Origin of the sequence: Luteimonas rhizosphaericola, assembly GCF_029888045.1 — a bacterium.
GTDB classification, from domain to species: domain Bacteria; phylum Pseudomonadota; class Gammaproteobacteria; order Xanthomonadales; family Xanthomonadaceae; genus Luteimonas; species Luteimonas rhizosphaericola.
Genome location: NZ_JARXRN010000025.1, coordinates 16,672 through 34,282, shown reverse-complemented (window position 1 = coordinate 34,282; position 17,611 = coordinate 16,672). Strand labels below are relative to the sequence as shown.

Sequence of the window (17,611 nt, the reverse complement as noted above, 5' to 3'; positions counted from 1 at the left end):
GATTCGCGAGCCGTGACCGGACCGGGCAAGCGCCCGCCCGCGTCACGCCGCGCCGTCGAATCACCCGTCATCCATCCACGAATCACGGAATCTCCATGATCCTCCTCGAGAACCTGCACAAATCCTTCAAGGCCCGCACCGGCACCGTGCACGCGGTGAAGGGCGTGGGCTTCGAAGCCCGCGACGGCGAGATCACCGGCCTGCTCGGTCCCAACGGCGCGGGCAAGACCACCACCCTGCGCATGCTGTACACGCTGATGCGCCCCGACCAGGGGCGGATCCTGGTCGACGGCGTCGACGTGGTCGCCGATCCGACCGCGGTGCGCCAGTGCCTGGGCGTGCTGCCCGATGCGCGCGGGATCTACAAGCGCCTGACCGCGCGCGAGAACATCGCCTACTTCGGCCGTCTGCACGGGCTGGACGAGGCCACCATTCGCGCGCGCACCCAGGCGCTGGCGAAGACCCTGGTGATGGAGGACTTCCTCGACCGCCGCACCGAGGGCTTCAGCCAGGGCCAGCGCACCAAGACCGCGATCGCGCGCGCGCTGGTGCACGATCCGAAGAACGTGATCCTCGACGAGCCCACCAACGGCCTGGACGTGATGACCACGCGCGGGCTGCGCGGGGTGCTGCGCCAGCTGCGCGACGAAGGCCGCTGCGTGATCTTCTCCAGCCACATCATGCAGGAGGTCGCCGCGCTGTGCGACCGCATCGTGGTGGTGGCGCATGGGCAGGTGCGCGCGATCGGCTCGCCCGACGAACTGCGCGAACAGACCGGGCTGGCCGACCTGGAGGACGTGTTCGTGCGCCTGGCCGACCTGGAAGCCGAAGCGGAGATGGGAGCACGCGCATGAAGTCGATCTGGACCGTGGCGAAGAAGGAACTGCTGGACCTGTTCCGCGACCGCAAGACCGTGGCCCTGGGCCTGCTGGTCGGGCCGATCGTGATGCCGGCCCTGATCCTGGGCATCGGCATGCTGGCCGAGAAGAAGATGCGCACCCAGCTCGAGTCCACGCTCGAACTGCCGGTGGTCGGCGCCGAGCACGCACCCAACCTGGTGGCCTTCCTCAAGGGCCGCAACATCGAGGCGAAGGATCCGCCGCCCGATCCCGACCAGGCCGTGCGCGACCAGGACTACGACGTGGTCCTGAAGATCGATCCGGAGTACGGCGAGCAGTGGCGCGCCAGCCGCGCGGCGCGGGTCGAGCTGATCTACGACAGTTCGCGCCAGGATTCGCAGGTGCCGGTGAACCGGCTGCGGGGCGTGCTGCTCGAATACAGCCGCACGGTGGGCGTGCTGCGTGGAATCAACCGCGGGGTCAGTCCCGAGGCCGGGTTCGCGGTGCAGATCGGCCAGCGCGACGTGGCCACGCCCGAGGCGCGCCGCGGCATGCTGCTCGCGTTCCTGCCCTACCTGCTGATCCTCTTCAGCTTCCTCGGCGGCGCGGCCCTGGTGATCGACGTCACCGCGGGCGAGCGCGAGCGGCAGTCGCTCGAGCCGCTGCTGGCCACGCCCGCGGCGCGCAGCGCGATCATGAGCGGCAAGATCCTCGCCGCGACCCTGTTCGGCATGCTCTCGCTGCTGCTGATCGTGCTCGCGTTCAAGCTCGCCTTCCAGCTCGCGCCCGGTCCGCTGCAACTGGTGGACGTGTCGCTGCCGGTGATGGCCAAGCTGCTGCTGGTGCTGCTGCCCATGGTGCTGATCGGCACCACGCTGCTGACCTTCATCGCCGCCAGCGTGAAGTCGGTGAAGGAGGCGCAGAGCTACATGAGCGTGCTGATGTTCCTGCCGCTGGTGCCGACGATCATGCTGATGGTCAATCCGGTGAAGGACGAGCTGTGGCAGTTCGCGGTGCCGTTCCTGGCGCAGAACCAGATGATCCTCAAGCTGATCCGCAGCGAGGCGATCGCTGCCCAGGAATGGGGCGTTTACCTGGCCGCCGGGTTCGGGCTGGGGCTGGTGCTGTGGATGCTGGCCGCGCGCCTGTACCACCAGGAAAAGCTGGCGATCTCGGCCTGACGATCCTCGCCCCCGGCCGGCTGCGCGTGTCCTGGCCTGGACCGCGCAGCCGCCACGGCAGCGGCGCCGGCGGCTGACGCACGCCGCAACCTCCGCAAACACGAAGCCCGGCATTCGCCGGGCTTCGTCGTCGTGGCGCAGGCGTCGGGCGCTTACTGCGACGGGCTGAAGTTGATCGTGCGCCGGGTGGTCACCGCGGACGGCACGGGCTCGAAGCGCCAGCGGCGCACGGCGTTGAGCGCCTCGCGGTCGAACGTGCGCGGCGGATCGGCGCGCACCACGCGCGCGGCGCTGACCGAGCCGTCGACCGCCACCGTGAACTCCACCTGCACCTCGCCGGCGGTCCCGGAGCGCAGGGCATCGGGCGGATAGCGCGGCGCCGGCGTGCTGATCGCGCGCAGTTCGGTGGCGCTCGCGGCCGGGCGGTTGACCGGCGCGGGCGCGGCCGCCTGCTGGCGCGCCGCTTCCTGGCGCGCCGCCTCCTGTCGGGCGGCCTCCTGGCGGGCGGCTTCCTGCCGCGCCGCTTCCTGGCGCGCGGATTCCTGGCTGGCCTGCTGCTGCTCGGCCAGCTCGCGCGCGGCCTGTTCCTGCGCCTGGCGCTGCTGCTCGAGCCGCTCGCGCTCGAGCTGCTGCTGCCGCTGCGCTTCCTGCTCGGCGGTCAGCTGCTCCTGCTCGGCGCGACGTTCGGCGTCGGTCTCGGCGCTGGCGATGGTGGTCTTGAGCCGCTCCACCGCCGGATAGGACGAGTCGGTCTTCTCGATCAGCGCCAGCAGGCGGCGGGCCTCGTCGAAATCACCGCGGTCGCGGCTCTGCTCGGTCGCGATCACCGTCATCGGCAGCAGGTCGACCAGCGCACTGGAGACGCCGGCGTCGGCCGGTTCCTTGTCGCGCAGCGCGAGGTAGTACTCCATCGCGTTGTCGCCGCCGGGCGCGTAGAGCCGGCTTTCCTGGTAGGCCTTGGACGCTGCGGCGCGCAGCTGCTCCGAGCTCAGCGCCGCCACTTCGGCCGACACCGCCTCGGCCGGGACCTGCGGCGTGGCCGGCGCGGCGGCGGCGGGCGTGTCGTCACCGGCGGCCGGTGCGGCGGACTCGGGAGCCTCCTGCTTGCAGGAGGCCAGCAGGACGCCCAAGCCCAGGGCCAGCGTGATGGCGGACGCGAGACGACGCGGCCCCCTCCGGCCGGTCGCGGTGGTGTTCGTGGACATCGATGTTCCCCTGTGATGACGGATCACGTACGCGCGTAGGACGCGACAGGCCGTGGCGTTTGTCAACTGTGCGGCCGTGGGCACGGAGTCTGGAAGACCGCCGAGCGCGAAACTGTGACCGGCTTCGCGAAAGTCCGCTGGCTGGCACGCGCTGCAGAAAGTGACGCCGCGCGCCTACTTGCCGATGCAGAAGCTGGCAAAGATGTGTCCCAGCAGGTCGTCTGGCAGGGTCCGGCCGGTGATCTCGCCGAGTGCGTCGTGGGCCAGCCGCAGGGCTTCGGCGGCGAGGTCGAGCTGTTCGGCCTGCAGCGCGAGGGCGGCGTCCTCGCACGCGGCGGCGGTGCGGCGCAGCGCCTCGACGTGGCGCGCGCGCGCGCTGAACGCACCTTCGCCGGCGTCGATCCCGGCGGCCTCCGCGCGCAGCCGTGCATGCAGCGCCTCGAGCCCGGCGCCGGTGCGAGCGGACACGGCGACGCCGTCATCGGGAGGCGGCGCGTCGGGCGGCAGCAGGTCGGACTTGTTGTGCACCACCAGGCGCTGCGGCACCGCGTCCAGGTCATCGGCCAGCGCGCGCAGCCCGGCGGCCGGATCGCACGCGTCGACCACCACCAGCGCGAGGTCCGCGCGCGCGAGTTCGGCGCGCGCCCGGCGCATGCCCTCGCGTTCGATCGCATCGCCACCCTCGCGCAGGCCGGCCGTATCGACCAGGGTGAGTTCGACCCCGTCGATGCGCAGGGTCTCGTGCAGCAGGTCGCGGGTGGTGCCGGCCAGCTCGGTGACGATCGCGCGCTCGCTGCCGGACAGCGCATTGAGCAGCGAACTCTTGCCCGCGTTCGGCGGACCCACGATCACCACATGCAGTCCGTCGCGCAGGCGGCGGCCGCGCTCGGCCGCGGCCAGCAGCGCCTGCAGCTGCGCGCGCGCCTCGTCCAGCCGCTGGCGCAGGGCCTCGCCGCCGAGGGTGTCGAGCGGTTCGTCGGCGAAATCGATTGCCGCCTCCACGTGGATCCGGATCGCCAGCAGGGTGGCGGCCAGCGCGTCGACGCGGGTCGAGAACGCGCCCTCCAGCGAACGGCGCGCGGCGCGCGCCGCCCGCGCGTCGGCGGCCGCGATCAGGTCGGCGACCGCCTCGGCCTGGGCCAGGTCGAGGCGGCCGTTGAGGCAGGCGCGCTCGCTGAACTCGCCCGGCCGCGCGTCGCGCGCACCCAGCGCGCGGCAGCGGTCGACCAGCGCACGCAGCACGGGCAGGCTGCCGTGCGCCTGCAGTTCCACCACATCCTCGCCGGTGTAGCTGGCCGGCGCGGCGAACCACAGCGCGATGCCGTCGTCGATGCTGCGGCCGTCGTCCTCGCCGAACCGCACATGGTGGGCATGCCGCGCGCGCAGGCGCCGGCCGCACACGGTGGTGGCGATCCGGACGGCGTCGGGTCCCGACAGGCGCACCACGCCGATGCCGCCGGCGCCGGGGCCGGGGCCGGTGGCGATCGCGACGATGGTGTCGGTGGCAGGCGCGGTCATCGGCAGGCGTATCGGGTCGGAATCGGGAATCGGGAATCGGGAATCGGGAATCGGGAATCGGGAATCGCCAGAGCGTAGCGCGATCGCGGTGCGTGCCTGCGGCGTCGGCATCGCGACCGTCGCGCGCGGCGCCATTAGGCTCGCGCGTGGCGCCGCACGCGGTGGCTCCCGGCCCCACCAATGCGAAGCCCGCCAGGCGGCGGGCTTCGGGCGGGCTTCGGGCGGGAACCGGTCAGGCCTTGGCCGTCGGGGCGTCGGCGTACTTCTTCAGCATGTACCACTGCTGCAGCAGGCCCAGGCCGCCATTGGTGACCCAGTACAGCACCAGGCCGGCCGGGAAGAACACCATCATCACGCCGAACACCACCGGCATCATCTGCATGATGCGCTGCTGCATCGGATCCATGCCGGTCATCGGCGAGAGCTTCTGCGTGGCCCACATCACCGCGATGTTGAGCACCGGCAGGATGAACCACGGATCGCGCGCGGTGAGGTCCTGGATCCAGCCGATCCACGGCGCGTGGCGCAGTTCCACCGATTCGAGCAGCACCCAGTACAGGGCGAAGAAGATCGGCATCTGCAGCAGCACCGGCAGGCAGCCGCCGGCGGGGTTGATCTTCTCCTTCTTGTACAGCTCCATCATCGCAACCTGGAACTTCTGCTTGTCGTCGCCGTAGCGCTCCTTGAGCTGCTGCATGCGCGGCTGGAACTTGCGCATCTTCGCCATCGACTTGTACTGCGCGGTCGCCAGCGGGAACAGCAGGATCTTCACCAGCACCACCAGGCCCACGATCGCCCAGCCCCAGTTGCCGAACAGCCGGTGCAGCTTCTCCAGCACCCAGAACAGGCCCTCGCCCAGCCAGGCCATGATCGAGAAGCGGCTGTAGTCCACCACCCGCTCGAGCCCGGGGACCTGCTGCGCCTGGATCTGCTCGACCAGCTTCGGGCCCACCCACAGCCGCGCCGACGTGGTGGCCTGCTGACCGGGCGGGACCACGACCGGCGCGGCCGCCATCTCGCGGATCAGGTAGCGCGGCGCGCCGGCGCTGGTGTCGGTGTCGAGCGCGATCGCGTTGCGCGCGGCGCCGGCGCCGTCCGGCAGCCAGGCGCTGAAGAAGTGGTGCTGGACGAAGGCAATCCAGGTATTGCTGTCGGTGGCGTTGACCGGACCGTCGTCGTAGTCGGTGAACCAGCGCCGCAGGTAGCCCTGGCCGTCGCCGAACCAGGTCGCGCCGGTGAGGCTGAAGGATTCGGGGTTGGTCATGCCGCGCTTGACGTCGGGCGTTCCGCGCAGCAGCTGGCGATAGGGGAAGCCCTGCCAGGCGGCGTCGCCGGCGTTGACCACCTGGTCGCGCACGGTGATCGCGTAGTGGCCGCGGGTGAGGACGTACTCGCGGCGGATGCTCACCCCGTCCGGACCCTGCCACACGAACGGCACCACCAGTTCGTCCTGGCCCGGCGCCAGCGCGAAGCGGCGCTCGGCGGTGGGGGGCACGAAGCCCTGCTGGTGGTTGGGCGCGGCGCCGCCGGTGCTGACCCATCCGCTCTGCGCCGCGTAGAAGCGCGCCGGGTCGGTGTCGAAGAGCACCACCGGCGCACTGCCCGGCTCGCGGGTCTGCGGATAGCCCAGCAGTTCGGCGCGCAGCACGCTGCCGCCATCGACCACCAGGCGCAGCACGTCGGTCTCGATCTCGACCGCGCTGGCCGCCGCCGGTGCGGCGCGGGTCTCGGCGCCCGCGCCGGGCGCCTGCGGCACCGCGGGTGCGTCGGGCACGGTCGCGGGAACGGGCGCGGTCGTGCTGGGCGCCGCCGGTACCGCTGCGGCCGCGTCCGCGGTCGGCGCGGCGGCGGTGGTCGGCGCAGCCGGCGGAGGCGCGGCCTGTTCCTTGTTCCACTCCATCCACAGCAGCACCGCCACCATCAGCCAGGCGAGGATCAGGAAGGTGCGGGTCTGGTTCATCGGGCAGGCAGGCTCATTCGCCGTGGGAACGCGGCGCGACAGGGGAAGGCGGGAATGCCGGGCGGGAATCCGCGGCCGGCATTGTGCCGTCCGCGGCAGGGGGCGGCAACGCACCGGCACGGCGCAGCAGCGCAGTGAACGCGTCGCGCAGCGCCGCCGGCGTCGCCGACGCGGCTGCGGGGCGGGCGACCAGCACGTAGTCGCCGGCGTCCAGTCGGGTGCGGAGTTCGCGGAACTGCGCGCGCAGGATGCGCTTGATGCGGTTGCGGCCGACGGCCCGCGGGTCGACCTTGCGCGAGACGGCCAGGCCCAGGCGCGTGGTGGCCCCGGGATGCCAGTGCAGGGCGAGCATGGGCAGCGCGACGCGGCGGCCGTCGCGGAAGATGCGGTCGAAATCGGCGCGCGCCCTGACCCGCGCCGTTCGCGGGAAGCGCGCCATCGTCATGTCGGACACGGGGCCCGGCAGCGCGCCGGGCGGAAGGACAGCCGCGTGGCGGCTCAGGCCGAGAGGCGCTTGCGGCCCTTGGCGCGGCGACGGGCCAGGATCTTGCGGCCGTCGGCGGTCTTCATCCGCGCACGGAAGCCGTGGTCGCGCTTGCGCTTGAGGTTGCTGGGCTGGTAGGTGCGCTTGGTGGCCATGGCGGTCTGCGACGATGCGGCGGGCGGAAAGAACCGGCGATTCTAGCGGTGGCCCGGCGCCGTGGTCAACCCGGGCCCGTCGCTGGCAGGCGGGCCGCCGCGGGTGCGCACCCCGGGTGCGGGTGGTAGGCTGCCCTCCCCTCGACCCCCCGACGACCGGCCGCACCGCGCGCCGGCCGCCCCCGCTTTCGCCGTCATTGACCGCTATGGATGCCTGGCCCCGCTGCCTCGAACGCCTGGAAGCCGAACTGCCGGCCGAGGACGTGCACACCTGGCTCAAGCCGCTGCAGGCGCGCAGCCACGACAGCCGCACCGTGCTGTACGCGCCGAACGCGTTCGTGCGCGACGAGGTGGAGAGCCGGTACCTGGGGCGGATCCGCGAACTGCTGACGCATTTTTCCGGCAGCGGCGAGGTGGCGCTGGAGATCGGCTCGCTGCCGCGCGCGGCGAGTGCGCCGGCACCGGCCGCGGTCGGCGCGGTGAGTGGGCCGGCACCCGAGGCCTTCGCCGGCCACCTGGATGGCCACTACACCTTCGACAACTTCGTCGAAGGCCGCAGCAACCAGCTCGGGCGCGCCGCCGCGTGGCAGGCCGCGCTCAAGCCGGGCGACCGCGCCCACAACCCGCTGCTGCTGTACGGCGGCACGGGCCTGGGCAAGACCCACCTGATGTTCGCGGCCGGCAATGCGATGCGCCAGGCCAACCCGGCCGCGCGCGTGCTGTACCTGCGCTCGGAGCAGTTCTACAGCGCGTTCTTCCGCTCGCTGCAGGAAAAGAACACCGACCGCTTCAAGCGCCAGTTCCAGCAGGTCGACGCGCTGCTGATCGACGACATCCAGTTCTTCGCCGGCAAGGACCGCACCCAGGAAGAGTTCTTCCACACCTTCAACGCGCTGTTCGAGAGCCGGCAGCAGATCATCATGACCTGCGACCGCTATCCGCGAGAGGTCGACGGCCTGGAGCCGCGGCTGAAGTCGCGGCTGTCGTGGGGCCTGTCGGTGGCGATCGATCCGCCCGACTTCGAGACCCGCGCCGCGATCGTGCTGGCCAAGGCGCGCGAGCGCGGCACCCTGGTGCCCGACGAGGTCGCGTTCCTGCTGGCCAAGAAGATGCACGGCAACGTGCGCGACCTGGAGGGCGCGCTGAACTCGCTCGCCGCGCGCGCGAACTTCACCGGTCGCGCGATCACCGTCGACTTCGCCCAGGAAACCCTGCGCGACCTGCTGCGCGCGCAGCAGCAGTCGATCGGCATCCCCAACATCCAGAAGGTGGTGGCCGACTACTACGGCCTGCAGATCAAGGACCTGCTGTCCAAGCGCCGCACGCGCTCGCTGGCGCGCCCGCGCCAGATGGCGATGGCGCTGGCCAAGGAACTCACCGAGCACAGCCTGCCCGAGATCGGCGACGCCTTCGCCGGCCGCGACCACACCACGGTGCTCCACGCCTGCCGCCAGATCCGCAACCTGATGGAAACCGACGGCAAGTTGCGGGAAGACTGGGACAAGCTGATCCGCAAGCTCTCCGAGTAGCCCCCTGCCCGCTCCGGAACGCGTGCCGGTCGTCTGCCGGCCGCCACAACCCGTAGCCCGGATAAGTGCAGCGCATCCGGGTAAGCCGTCCCTGGGGCCCTCAGCCGAACCGCTCCTGGCACCGGCACACTGGCGGTGCATCGCCGGTCCGGGGCGACTGTCATCCCGCGAGCAGCGCGACCGGCGGCCATGGACGACACGTGGCCCTCCTCGGCATGCGCATCGCGGCCTGTCGCACCCCGCCCCTGTCCGACCACGCACCCGCCTGCCCCGCACGCGCACGATCGGTTCGTTCCCGGGCTCGTGACCCCGCGGTCCGGTCGTGCGGATGCGGCCACCCGACGCCCGCCAGCGCCTGCCGCATGCGCGCTCCGTGCCCGCACCCACCCACCGGCCGCGACGTCGGCACGAGCCGGCGACGCCGCGCGCGAGCGCCCTCCACCGCACGACATCGGCGGGGGCCACGCGACGCGGCCCCGCGGTCTGCAACCTTCGCTACACTAGATATTGTGGTGCCCGTGGACAGCGTTCGCACAAGCTGTGGACAACGCGACGCGCTGGAATCCATCCACAGGCAGCCCGCACCGGGCACGGCAAGTTACCCACAACGCGAACGCATCAGAAAAGTTATTAAAAACAGGCACATACGCGACTTGTGCCCGTTGTGCAGGCCCCCCAGCACCACCGCTTTTAAAGTTCTTACCGTTCAAAAAGCCTTGCTAGAAGGAACTCCCCGCATGCGTTTCAGCCTGCAACGCGAAGCCCTCCTGAAGCCGCTCGCCCAAGTGGTCAACGTGGTCGAACGGCGGCAGACGCTGCCGGTCCTGGCCAACCTGCTCACCCAGGTGTCCGGTGGCCAGCTCTCCCTGACCGGCACCGACCTGGAAGTGGAGATGGTCGCGCGCAGCAGCGTCGACGACGCCCAGGACGGGGAAAGCACGATTCCCGCGCGCAAGCTGTTCGACATCGTTCGTGCCCTGCCCGACGGCAGCAAGGTCACGCTCTCGCAGTCGGGCGACAAGATCACGGTCCAGGCCGGGCGCAGCCGCTTCACCCTGTCGAGCCTGCCGGCCAACGACTTCCCCTCCGTGGACGAAGTGGAAGCGACCGAGCGCGTCAGCGTGCCGGAGGCAGCGCTCAAGGAGCTGATTGAGCGGACCGCATTCGCGATGGCGCAGCAGGACGTGCGCTACTACCTCAACGGCCTGCTGTTCGACCTGGCCGACACCCGCCTGCGCTGCGTGGCCACCGACGGGCATCGCCTGGCGCTGTGCGAGACCGCGCTCGACGAGGCGGTGCCGACCAAGCGCCAGATCATCGTGCCGCGCAAGGGCGTGCAGGAACTGCAGCGCCTGCTCGAGGGCGGCGACCGCACCCTGGTGCTGGAGATGGGCCGCAACCACATCCGGGTCAAGCGCGACGATGTCACCTTCACCAGCAAGTTGATCGACGGCCGGTTCCCGGACTACGAGGCGGTGATCCCGATCGGCGCGGACCGTGAGGTACAGATCGATCGCGAGGCGCTGCGGGCGTCGCTGCAGCGGGCGGCGATCCTGTCCAACGAGAAGTATCGCGGCGTGCGGCTGGAGGTGTCCCCGGGCCTGGTGCGCATCAACGCCCACAACCCCGAACAGGAAGAAGCGCAGGAAGAGGTCGAGGCCGACACCAAGGTCGACGGCCTCGCCGTGGGGTTCAACGTGAACTATCTGCTCGACGCGCTCAGCGCCCTGCGCGACGAGCACGTGGTGCTGCAGTTGCGCGACGCGAATTCCTCGGCCCTGGTGCGGGAAGCCGGCAGCGACAAATGCCGCCACGTGGTGATGCCGCTCCGCCTGTGACCGGAGCGCTGTTCCACGTGAAACCCCCCGTTTCGCCCGGCTTGCGCCGGGCGAAGTCTTTTTGCGCCTTGGGTGCCGCCATCCGCCACGTTCCACGGGAAACCGCGACATGCGGCTGACGCGGCTCACCGCGCAGGGCGTGCGCAACCTCGCTCCGCTGGATCTGCAGCCCGGTCCCGGCCTGAACCTCGTGCTCGGGGATAACGGCGCCGGCAAGACCAGCCTGCTGGAAGCCGTGCACCTGCTCGCCTATGGCCGCAGCTTCCGTGGGCGCGTCCGCGACGGGCTGGTCCAGACCGGGGTGGATGCCCTGGAGGTGTTCGCGGAGTGGGAGGAGCCCCGGGACGTCCGCCGCCGCGCCGGGCTCCGGCATACCGGACAAGTCTGGACGGGGCGGCTCGATGGCGAATCGGTGCAGCAACTCGGCGACCTGTGCGCGGCGCTGGCGGCCATCACCTTCGAACCCGGCAGCCACACCCTGGTCGCCGCCGGGAGTGAGGCCCGCCGGCGGTATCTCGACTGGGGACTGTTCCACGTGGATCGCGACGGCGACCAGGCGTTCCGTCCGGTCTGGCGCCGGTACGCCCGGGCCTTGAAGCAACGCAATGCCCTGCTGAAGCAGCGGGCACCCGCACGCCAGCTCGATGCCTGGGATGCGGAACTGGCATCAGCGGCCGAACAGCTCGATCGCCAGCGCAGCGCCTACGTCGAGCGCCTGCAGCCGAGCCTCGAGACGCTCTCGCTCGAACTCCTGCCGCAGCTGGGCGGCGGGCAGTTCGCGTACCGCCCGGGCTGGCGCCGCGACCAGCTGGCGCTGGCCGATGCCCTGCTGCTGGCCCGGGAGCGCGACCTCGCGGCCGGATTCACCTCGGTGGGGCCGCATCGGGCCGACTGGCGGATCACGCACGCCGCGCGTCCGGCGGGCGAGGCGCTGTCGCGTGGGCAGGCCAAGCTCACCGCGCTCGCCTGCCTGCTGGCCCAGGCGGAGGATTTCGCGGCGCAGCGCGGCCACTGGCCGGTGTTCCTGCTCGATGACCTCGCCGCGGAACTGGACCAGACCCACCAGACCCGCCTGCTCGAGCGCCTGCACCGCAGCGGCGCCCAGGTGTTCGTCACCGGCACCCAGGCGCCGGCGGCGCTCGCGTCCACGGACTGGCCGACCGTCGTGTTTCACGTGGAACAGGGGCGGATCGGCCGATCGGACGTTCGATGAACGCCGTGCACGGTTCCAGCCGCCGCCCGCCTCCGGCGTCCGCGCACACGGGTGTGCCCGGGCGCCACGCGCTATAATTCCGCCTCAGTCCCTATAACTAATGTGTCGTACCGCGTGGCGCCTCTGCGCGCCGCGCGCCGCCACGGTGGTGCGAATGACCGAACATCCCGAAGTGCCCGGCGGCCAGCCCGCCCAGACCTACGATTCCAGCCGGATCACCGTGCTGCGCGGCCTCGAGGCCGTGCGCAAGCGGCCCGGCATGTACATCGGCGACGTCCACGACGGCACCGGCCTGCACCACATGGTGTTCGAGGTGGTCGACAACTCGATCGACGAGGCCCTGGCCGGCCACGCCGACGACGTCATCGTGACCATCCACGAGGACGGTTCGGTCTCGGTGTCCGACAACGGTCGCGGCATTCCGGTCGACATCCACAAGGAAGAAGGGCGCTCGGCGGCCGAGGTGATCCTCACCGTGCTGCACGCCGGCGGCAAGTTCGACGACAACAGCTACAAGGTATCTGGCGGCCTCCACGGCGTCGGCGTTTCAGTCGTCAACGCGCTGTCGTCGAAGCTGATGCTCGACATCTGGCGCGACGGCTTCCACCACCAGCAGGAATACGCGCTTGGCGAGCCGGTGTACCCGCTCCGGCAGCTGGACGCCTCGACCCGCCGCGGCACCACGCTGCGCTTCTGGCCGGCGGCCGAGATCTTCACCGACACCGAGTTCCACTACGACATCCTCGCCCGTCGCCTGCGCGAGCTGTCGTTTCTCAACTCCGGCGTGCGCATCACCCTGGTGGACGCGCGCGGCGAAGGCCGCCGCGACGTGTTCCAGTACGAGGGCGGCATCGCGAGCTTCGTCGAGCATCTGGCGCAGCTGAAGACGCCGCTGCACCCGAACGTGATCTCGGTGACCGGCGAGCAGAACGGCATCACCGTGGACGTCGCCCTGCAGTGGACCGATGCCTACCAGGAAACGATGTTCTGCTTCACCAACAACATCCCGCAGAAGGACGGGGGCACCCACCTGCAGGGCTTCCGCTCCGCGCTGACCCGCACGCTGACCAACTACATCGAACAGAACGGGATCGCCAAGCAAGCCAAGGTCACCCTGTCCGGCGACGACATGCGCGAAGGCATGATCGCGGTGCTGTCGGTCAAGGTGCCGGATCCCAGCTTTTCCTCGCAGACCAAGGAGAAGCTTGTCTCATCGGATGTGAGACCGGTCGTTGACGCCACGTTCGCTGCACGTCTGGAGGAGTTCCTGCAGGAACACCCCCAGGAAGCGCGTGCGATCGCGGGCAAGATCGTCGATGCCGCGCGCGCGCGCGAGGCCGCGCGCAAGGCGCGCGACCTGACCCGCCGCAAGGGCGCGCTCGACATCGCCGGCCTGCCCGGCAAGCTGGCCGACTGCCAGGAGAAGGATCCGGCGCTGTCGGAGCTGTTCATCGTCGAGGGCGACTCGGCCGGCGGCTCGGCCAAGCAGGGCCGCAACCGCAAGAACCAGGCGGTGCTGCCGCTGCGCGGCAAGATCCTCAACGTCGAGCGCGCGCGTTTCGACCGCATGCTCTCCTCGGCCGAGGTGGGCACGCTGATCACCGCGCTCGGCACCGGCATCGGCAAGGACGAGTACAACCCGGACAAGCTGCGCTACCACCGCATCATCATCATGACCGACGCGGACGTGGACGGCTCGCACATCCGCACCCTGCTGCTGACCTTCTTCTACCGGCAGATGCCCGAACTGCTCGAGCGCGGCCACGTCTACATCGGCATGCCGCCGCTGTACAAGATCAAGCAGGGCAAGACCGAGCTCTACCTCAAGGACGACGCGGCCCTGGACGCCTACCTGGCCGGCAACGCGGTCGAAGGCGCGTCGCTGGTGCCGGCGAGCGGCGAGCCGCCGATCGAGGGCGCCGCGCTGGAGAAGCTGCTGCTGGCCTATGCCGGCGCGCGCGACGCCATCGCCCGCAACGCGCACCGCTACGACCCGCTGCTGCTCGAGGCGCTGATCGACTACACCCCGCTCGAGCCCGAGACCCTGAGCGCCAATACCGACGAGCGCCACGAGCTCGAGGCGCTGGAACGGCGGCTCAACCGCGACGGCCTCGGCCGGCCGCGCTACCGGCTCGAATGGCAGCCGGCGCGCGAAGGCCAGCCCGCGGCGCTGGTTGCGCACCGCCGCCACATGGGCATGGAGCTGGTGCAGGTGCTGCCGCTGTCGGCCTTCGAAGGCGGCGAGTTGCGTGCGCTCAAGGACGCGGCCGCCCTGCTGCATGGACTGGTCCGCGAGGGCGCGCAGATCCTGCGCGGCAACCGGGCCCAGCCGGTGTCCAGCTTCGCCCAGGCCCAGGCCTGGCTGCTGGAGGAAGCCAAGAAGGGCCGCCAGATCCAGCGCTTCAAGGGCCTTGGCGAGATGAACCCCGAGCAGCTCTGGGACACCACCGTCAATCCGGAGACCCGGCGCCTGCTGCAGGTGCGGATCGAGGATGCGGTGGCCGCCGACCAGATCTTCAGCACCCTGATGGGCGACGTGGTCGAACCGCGCCGCGCATTCATCGAGGACAACGCGCTGAAGGTCGCCAACCTCGACGTCTGACGCGCCGCGGCAGCGGCGCGCACCCGGCCGTCACGCGCCCGGGTGCAGGCTCGCGGCAGGAAGAATCGCAACGGACCCTGCGACCCGCGGACGGCCGCCATCGGCCGCACGCGGTTGACGAAAATTTAAGACGGCCGCCGCCAAACTCGCCGCCTTCGGTCAGGGAACAGGGTCCATGAAGCACGCTTTCGCCATGCTGGTCATCGTCGCGTCGCTCGCCGCGTGCGCGACCACGACCTCCTCCACGGGACGTACCCAGTACGTGGGCGCGGTCTCGCAGGAGCAGCTCAACCAGCTTGGCGCGCAGGCCTTCACCGAGGCCAAGCAGAAGGGCCCGCTCAGCACCAATTCCGGCCAGAACGCCTACGTGCGCTGCGTGGTCAACGCGCTGGTGCAGCAGCTGCCCGGCGACCAGCGCGCCATGGCGTGGGAAAGCGCGGTGTTCGCGGTCGACGAGCCGAACGCCTACGCACTGCCCGGCGGCAAGGTCGGCATCAACACCGGGCTGTTCAAGGTCGCCAAGGACCAGGACCAGCTGGCCGCCGTGGTCGCGCACGAGATCGGGCACGTGGTCGAGCGCCACCACGACGAGCGCATCACCCGGCAGATGGGTGCCGCCGGCGCGGTGCAGCTGCTGGGCGCGGTCGCCGGCGACTACGGCCAGCTCGCCACCCAGGGCGGCAGCATGCTCGCGCAGACCGGATTCCTGCTGCCCGGCTCGCGCGTCCAGGAAACCGAGGCCGACGTGGTCGGCCAGCGGATGATGGCGCAGGCGGGCTTCGACCCGCGCGCCGCGGTCGGGCTGTGGCAGAACATGATCGCCGCCGGCGGCAGCCGCCCGCCGCAGTGGCTGTCGACCCATCCCGACCCGCAGAGCCGCATCTCCGAACTGCAGGCGCGCGCCACCCAGCTGGTGCCCACCTACGAACAGGCGCGCGCCGCCGGCCGCCGGCCGGCCTGTCGCTGACCGCGCTGCATCCCATCCACGCAACGATCCGTTCCAACCCTGCCGCGGATGCGCGGCATGACCCGAGGTGAGCCCATGTCCAAGACCCACGCCCCGACCCGCCTGCTGACCGCGATGATGGCCACTGGCCTGATGCTGGCCACCACTGCCGCGCTCGCGCAGAGCACGCGCGCGGAAGAGCGTCGTGCCGAGCGGGCCGCCAAGGCCGAGGACCAGGCCGCGGAGCGTCCCGCCCGCTTCCCCGACGCCACCCGCGAGGAGCCGGAGACCAAGCCGTCGTCGCGGTCCAGCAGCACCCGCCTGGGCAAGCTGTCGGACGCGTACGAGGCGCAGGATGTGGCGCAGACCCAGGCGATCGCCGACGAGATCATTGCCGATCCGAAATCCAATGCCTACGAGAAGTCGCTCGCGGGCCGCATCGCCGGCGCGCTGCTGATCGGCCAGGACGACGCCAAGTCGCTGCAGTACCTGCAGGGCGCGCTCGAGGCCAACGGTCTGGGCAACGAAGAACATTACGAAGTGATGAGCATCGTCGCCCAGCTGCACGCGCAGGAAGAGCGCTACGACGAGGCGCTGGCCACGATCGACCGCCTGCAGACCGAGACCCGCACCCAGGATCCGGACATCGCCGCGATCAGGGGCAACATCTTGCTGCGCCTGGAGCGCTACCCGGAAGCGATCGCCGCGCTCAAGCCGCTGGCCGAATCCCCCGAGGCCAAGCCCGAATGGCGCCAGATGCTGATGGCCGCCTACGCCGAATCGGGCCAGGGCGCCGAGGCGACCCGGCTCGCCGAACAGATCGCCTCGAGCACGCCCGACGACAAGCGTTCGCAGCTCAATCTCGCCGCCACCTATCTGCAGACCGAGCAGTACGACAAGGCGGCCGCGGTGTACGAGGCGCTGCGCGCGCGCGGCGAGCTCACCGACGAGCGCGAGTACCGCAACCTGATGGCCTCCTACCTGAGCCTGGACGACGGCCAGGCGAAGGCGATCGAAGTGATCAACGAGGGCCTGGAGAAGAACATCCTCAAGCCCGACTACCAGACCTACGTCGCGCTCGCCCAGGCGCACTACTTCGGCGAGCCGCAGCAGATCGACGAGGCGATCGCCGCCTACCAGAAGGCAGCGCCGCTGGCGCCCAACGGCGAGACCTACCTCAACCTGGCCAAGCTGCTGGCGAACGAGGGCCGCATGGCCGAGGCCAAGCAGGCCGCGCAGCAGGCGATCGACAAGGGCGTCAGGGCGCCGGACGAAGCCAAGGGCATTCTGGCCCGCTCGCAGTAGCACGTTCCAGTGACACGATCGGGACAGGACACCGGTTGGTATCGCGCCAGCGGATTGGTATAAGCTTGGAAGTTCCCGTCGCCGAAAACCGGCGACGGCATGACACGACCACGGGCAACCCGCTGCCCGGCCAGACTTGAGTTCAACGCATGACCGACCGCTTGCCGACGACCGACAAGAAAGACGAAGACGAAGGTCTGGACTGGGCGCGAATCGCCGGATTCACCCTGGTGGTGGCGATCCATGCCGCAGCGCTGCTGCTGCTGCTGGCGCCCGCCACCCCACCCCAAGCCGAACAGCAGGACGACGACGCCACCCGCGTGGTGATCATCGAACCGCCGCCGCCTCCCCCGCCGCCGCCGCCGCCGCCGCCCGAGCCGCCGAAGCCGCAGCCGATCAAGGAGCTGGTCCCGCCGCAGCCCACGCCGCTGCCGCCGCCGCCTGAAGAGCCGCCGGTGGTGTTCGACGAACCCTCGCCGGTCGACACGCCCGCGCCGCCGCCGGCACCGCCCGCGCCGCCCGCGCCGTCGCCTGACATCGGTGCCAGCGTCGACATCTCCTCGCGCGCCATGAACCCGCCGCAGTACCCGCCGGCCGCCCTGCGCGCAGGCATCCAGGGCACCGTGATCCTGGTGGTGAGCGTCGATGCACAGGGCAACGTCACCGACGTGTCGGTGGAGAAGTCCAGCCGCAACCGCGACCTCGACCGGGCAGCCATGCAGGCCGCCCGTCGCTGGCGCTTCAATCCCTCGATCGTCAACGGCCAGCCGGCCGCCGGTCGGGTGCGCGTCCCCGTCGACTTCAACCTCGGCGGTTGAGCGACACGCTCCACGATT

Annotated in this window: 14 protein-coding genes; 9 read left to right on the top strand and 5 right to left on the bottom strand. The window is 70.8% G+C overall.

The window, feature by feature from the left end; all coding sequences use genetic code 11:
• The first annotated feature begins 95 nt into the window (after positions 1-95).
• Both QFW80_RS09515 and QFW80_RS09510 read left to right on the top strand, forming a co-directional pair.
• Positions 96-854 carry an ABC transporter ATP-binding protein gene (locus QFW80_RS09515; protein WP_280601578.1) on the top strand — a complete coding sequence of 253 codons (759 nt, stop codon included), beginning with the start codon at positions 96-98 and terminating at the stop codon, positions 852-854.
• Positions 851-2,020: an ABC transporter permease gene (locus QFW80_RS09510; protein ID WP_280601577.1), complete on the top strand. Its 1,170-nt coding sequence runs from the start codon at positions 851-853 to the stop codon at positions 2,018-2,020. Before QFW80_RS09515 ends, QFW80_RS09510 begins: the two co-directional genes overlap by 4 nt.
• 152 nt (positions 2,021-2,172) lie before the next feature.
• Here the strand turns inward: QFW80_RS09510 and QFW80_RS09505 are convergent, their stop codons facing one another.
• From QFW80_RS09505 to rpmH, 5 genes are all read right to left on the bottom strand, one after another.
• Positions 2,173-3,225, bottom strand: coding sequence for an energy transducer TonB (locus QFW80_RS09505; protein ID WP_280601576.1), 1,053 nt, complete (start codon positions 3,223-3,225; stop codon positions 2,173-2,175).
• 174 nt (positions 3,226-3,399) lie between these two features.
• On the bottom strand, positions 3,400-4,743 hold the full coding sequence (mnmE, locus tag QFW80_RS09500) for a tRNA uridine-5-carboxymethylaminomethyl(34) synthesis GTPase MnmE (protein WP_280601574.1): 1,344 nt from the start codon (positions 4,741-4,743) through the stop codon (positions 3,400-3,402).
• A gap of 232 nt (positions 4,744-4,975) precedes the next feature.
• The gene (gene yidC, locus QFW80_RS09495; RefSeq protein ID WP_280601573.1) at positions 4,976-6,703 is read right to left on the bottom strand and encodes a membrane protein insertase YidC; all 1,728 of its coding nucleotides are present in this window, start codon (positions 6,701-6,703) and stop codon (positions 4,976-4,978) included.
• A gap of 13 nt (positions 6,704-6,716) precedes the next feature.
• Entirely contained in the window at positions 6,717-7,148 is a 432-nt protein-coding gene (gene rnpA, locus QFW80_RS09490) for a ribonuclease P protein component (protein ID WP_280601571.1), read from the bottom strand.
• A gap of 53 nt (positions 7,149-7,201) precedes the next feature.
• Positions 7,202-7,342, bottom strand: a complete 141-nt coding sequence (rpmH, locus tag QFW80_RS09485; protein ID WP_024892171.1) for a 50S ribosomal protein L34 — start codon at positions 7,340-7,342, stop codon at positions 7,202-7,204.
• Positions 7,343-7,548: 206 nt separating this feature from the next.
• Between rpmH and dnaA the strand changes: the two genes are divergently transcribed.
• From dnaA to QFW80_RS09450, 7 genes are all read left to right on the top strand, one after another.
• Positions 7,549-8,871 (top strand): chromosomal replication initiator protein DnaA, encoded by a 1,323-nt coding sequence (dnaA, locus tag QFW80_RS09480; RefSeq protein ID WP_280601570.1) that lies wholly within the window; start codon positions 7,549-7,551, stop codon positions 8,869-8,871.
• A gap of 737 nt (positions 8,872-9,608) precedes the next feature.
• The gene (gene dnaN / locus QFW80_RS09475) at positions 9,609-10,709 is read left to right on the top strand and encodes a DNA polymerase III subunit beta (protein WP_280601569.1); all 1,101 of its coding nucleotides are present in this window, start codon (positions 9,609-9,611) and stop codon (positions 10,707-10,709) included.
• Between the two features lie 109 nt (positions 10,710-10,818).
• Positions 10,819-11,922 carry a DNA replication/repair protein RecF gene (gene recF / locus QFW80_RS09470; protein WP_280601568.1) on the top strand — a complete coding sequence of 368 codons (1,104 nt, stop codon included), beginning with the start codon at positions 10,819-10,821 and terminating at the stop codon, positions 11,920-11,922.
• Positions 11,923-12,076: 154 nt separating this feature from the next.
• Positions 12,077-14,524: a DNA topoisomerase (ATP-hydrolyzing) subunit B gene (gene gyrB / locus QFW80_RS09465; RefSeq protein WP_280601566.1), complete on the top strand. Its 2,448-nt coding sequence runs from the start codon at positions 12,077-12,079 to the stop codon at positions 14,522-14,524.
• A 175-nt stretch (positions 14,525-14,699) separates the two neighbouring features.
• On the top strand, positions 14,700-15,491 hold the full coding sequence (locus QFW80_RS09460; protein ID WP_280601565.1) for a M48 family metallopeptidase: 792 nt from the start codon (positions 14,700-14,702) through the stop codon (positions 15,489-15,491).
• 75 nt (positions 15,492-15,566) lie between these two features.
• Positions 15,567-16,775, top strand: coding sequence for a tetratricopeptide repeat protein (locus QFW80_RS09455; RefSeq protein WP_280601564.1), 1,209 nt, complete (start codon positions 15,567-15,569; stop codon positions 16,773-16,775).
• Positions 16,776-16,924: 149 nt separating this feature from the next.
• Complete coding sequence (locus QFW80_RS09450; RefSeq protein WP_280601563.1) at positions 16,925-17,593, top strand: energy transducer TonB; 669 nt, start codon at positions 16,925-16,927, stop codon at positions 17,591-17,593.
• Positions 17,594-17,611: the final 18 nt, after the last annotated feature.

Bases quoted from the DNA above. Each gene is read 5' to 3' on its own strand.
- rnpA (WP_280601571.1), bottom strand. From the start codon at position 7,148: ATGACGATGGCGCGCTTCCCGCGAACGGCGCGGGTCAGGGCGCGCGCC.
- dnaN (WP_280601569.1), top strand. From the start codon at position 9,609: ATGCGTTTCAGCCTGCAACGCGAAGCCCTCCTGAAGCCGCTCGCCCAA.
- QFW80_RS09515 (WP_280601578.1), top strand. From the start codon at position 96: ATGATCCTCCTCGAGAACCTGCACAAATCCTTCAAGGCCCGCACCGGC.
- rpmH (WP_024892171.1), bottom strand. From the start codon at position 7,342: ATGGCCACCAAGCGCACCTACCAGCCCAGCAACCTCAAGCGCAAGCGC.
- QFW80_RS09510 (WP_280601577.1), top strand. From the start codon at position 851: ATGAAGTCGATCTGGACCGTGGCGAAGAAGGAACTGCTGGACCTGTTC.
- mnmE (WP_280601574.1), bottom strand. From the start codon at position 4,743: ATGACCGCGCCTGCCACCGACACCATCGTCGCGATCGCCACCGGCCCC.
- QFW80_RS09450 (WP_280601563.1), top strand. From the start codon at position 16,925: ATGACCGACCGCTTGCCGACGACCGACAAGAAAGACGAAGACGAAGGT.
- QFW80_RS09505 (WP_280601576.1), bottom strand. From the start codon at position 3,225: ATGTCCACGAACACCACCGCGACCGGCCGGAGGGGGCCGCGTCGTCTC.
- dnaA (WP_280601570.1), top strand. From the start codon at position 7,549: ATGGATGCCTGGCCCCGCTGCCTCGAACGCCTGGAAGCCGAACTGCCG.
- QFW80_RS09455 (WP_280601564.1), top strand. From the start codon at position 15,567: ATGTCCAAGACCCACGCCCCGACCCGCCTGCTGACCGCGATGATGGCC.
- QFW80_RS09460 (WP_280601565.1), top strand. From the start codon at position 14,700: ATGAAGCACGCTTTCGCCATGCTGGTCATCGTCGCGTCGCTCGCCGCG.
- yidC (WP_280601573.1), bottom strand. From the start codon at position 6,703: ATGAACCAGACCCGCACCTTCCTGATCCTCGCCTGGCTGATGGTGGCG.
- recF (WP_280601568.1), top strand. From the start codon at position 10,819: ATGCGGCTGACGCGGCTCACCGCGCAGGGCGTGCGCAACCTCGCTCCG.
- gyrB (WP_280601566.1), top strand. From the start codon at position 12,077: ATGACCGAACATCCCGAAGTGCCCGGCGGCCAGCCCGCCCAGACCTAC.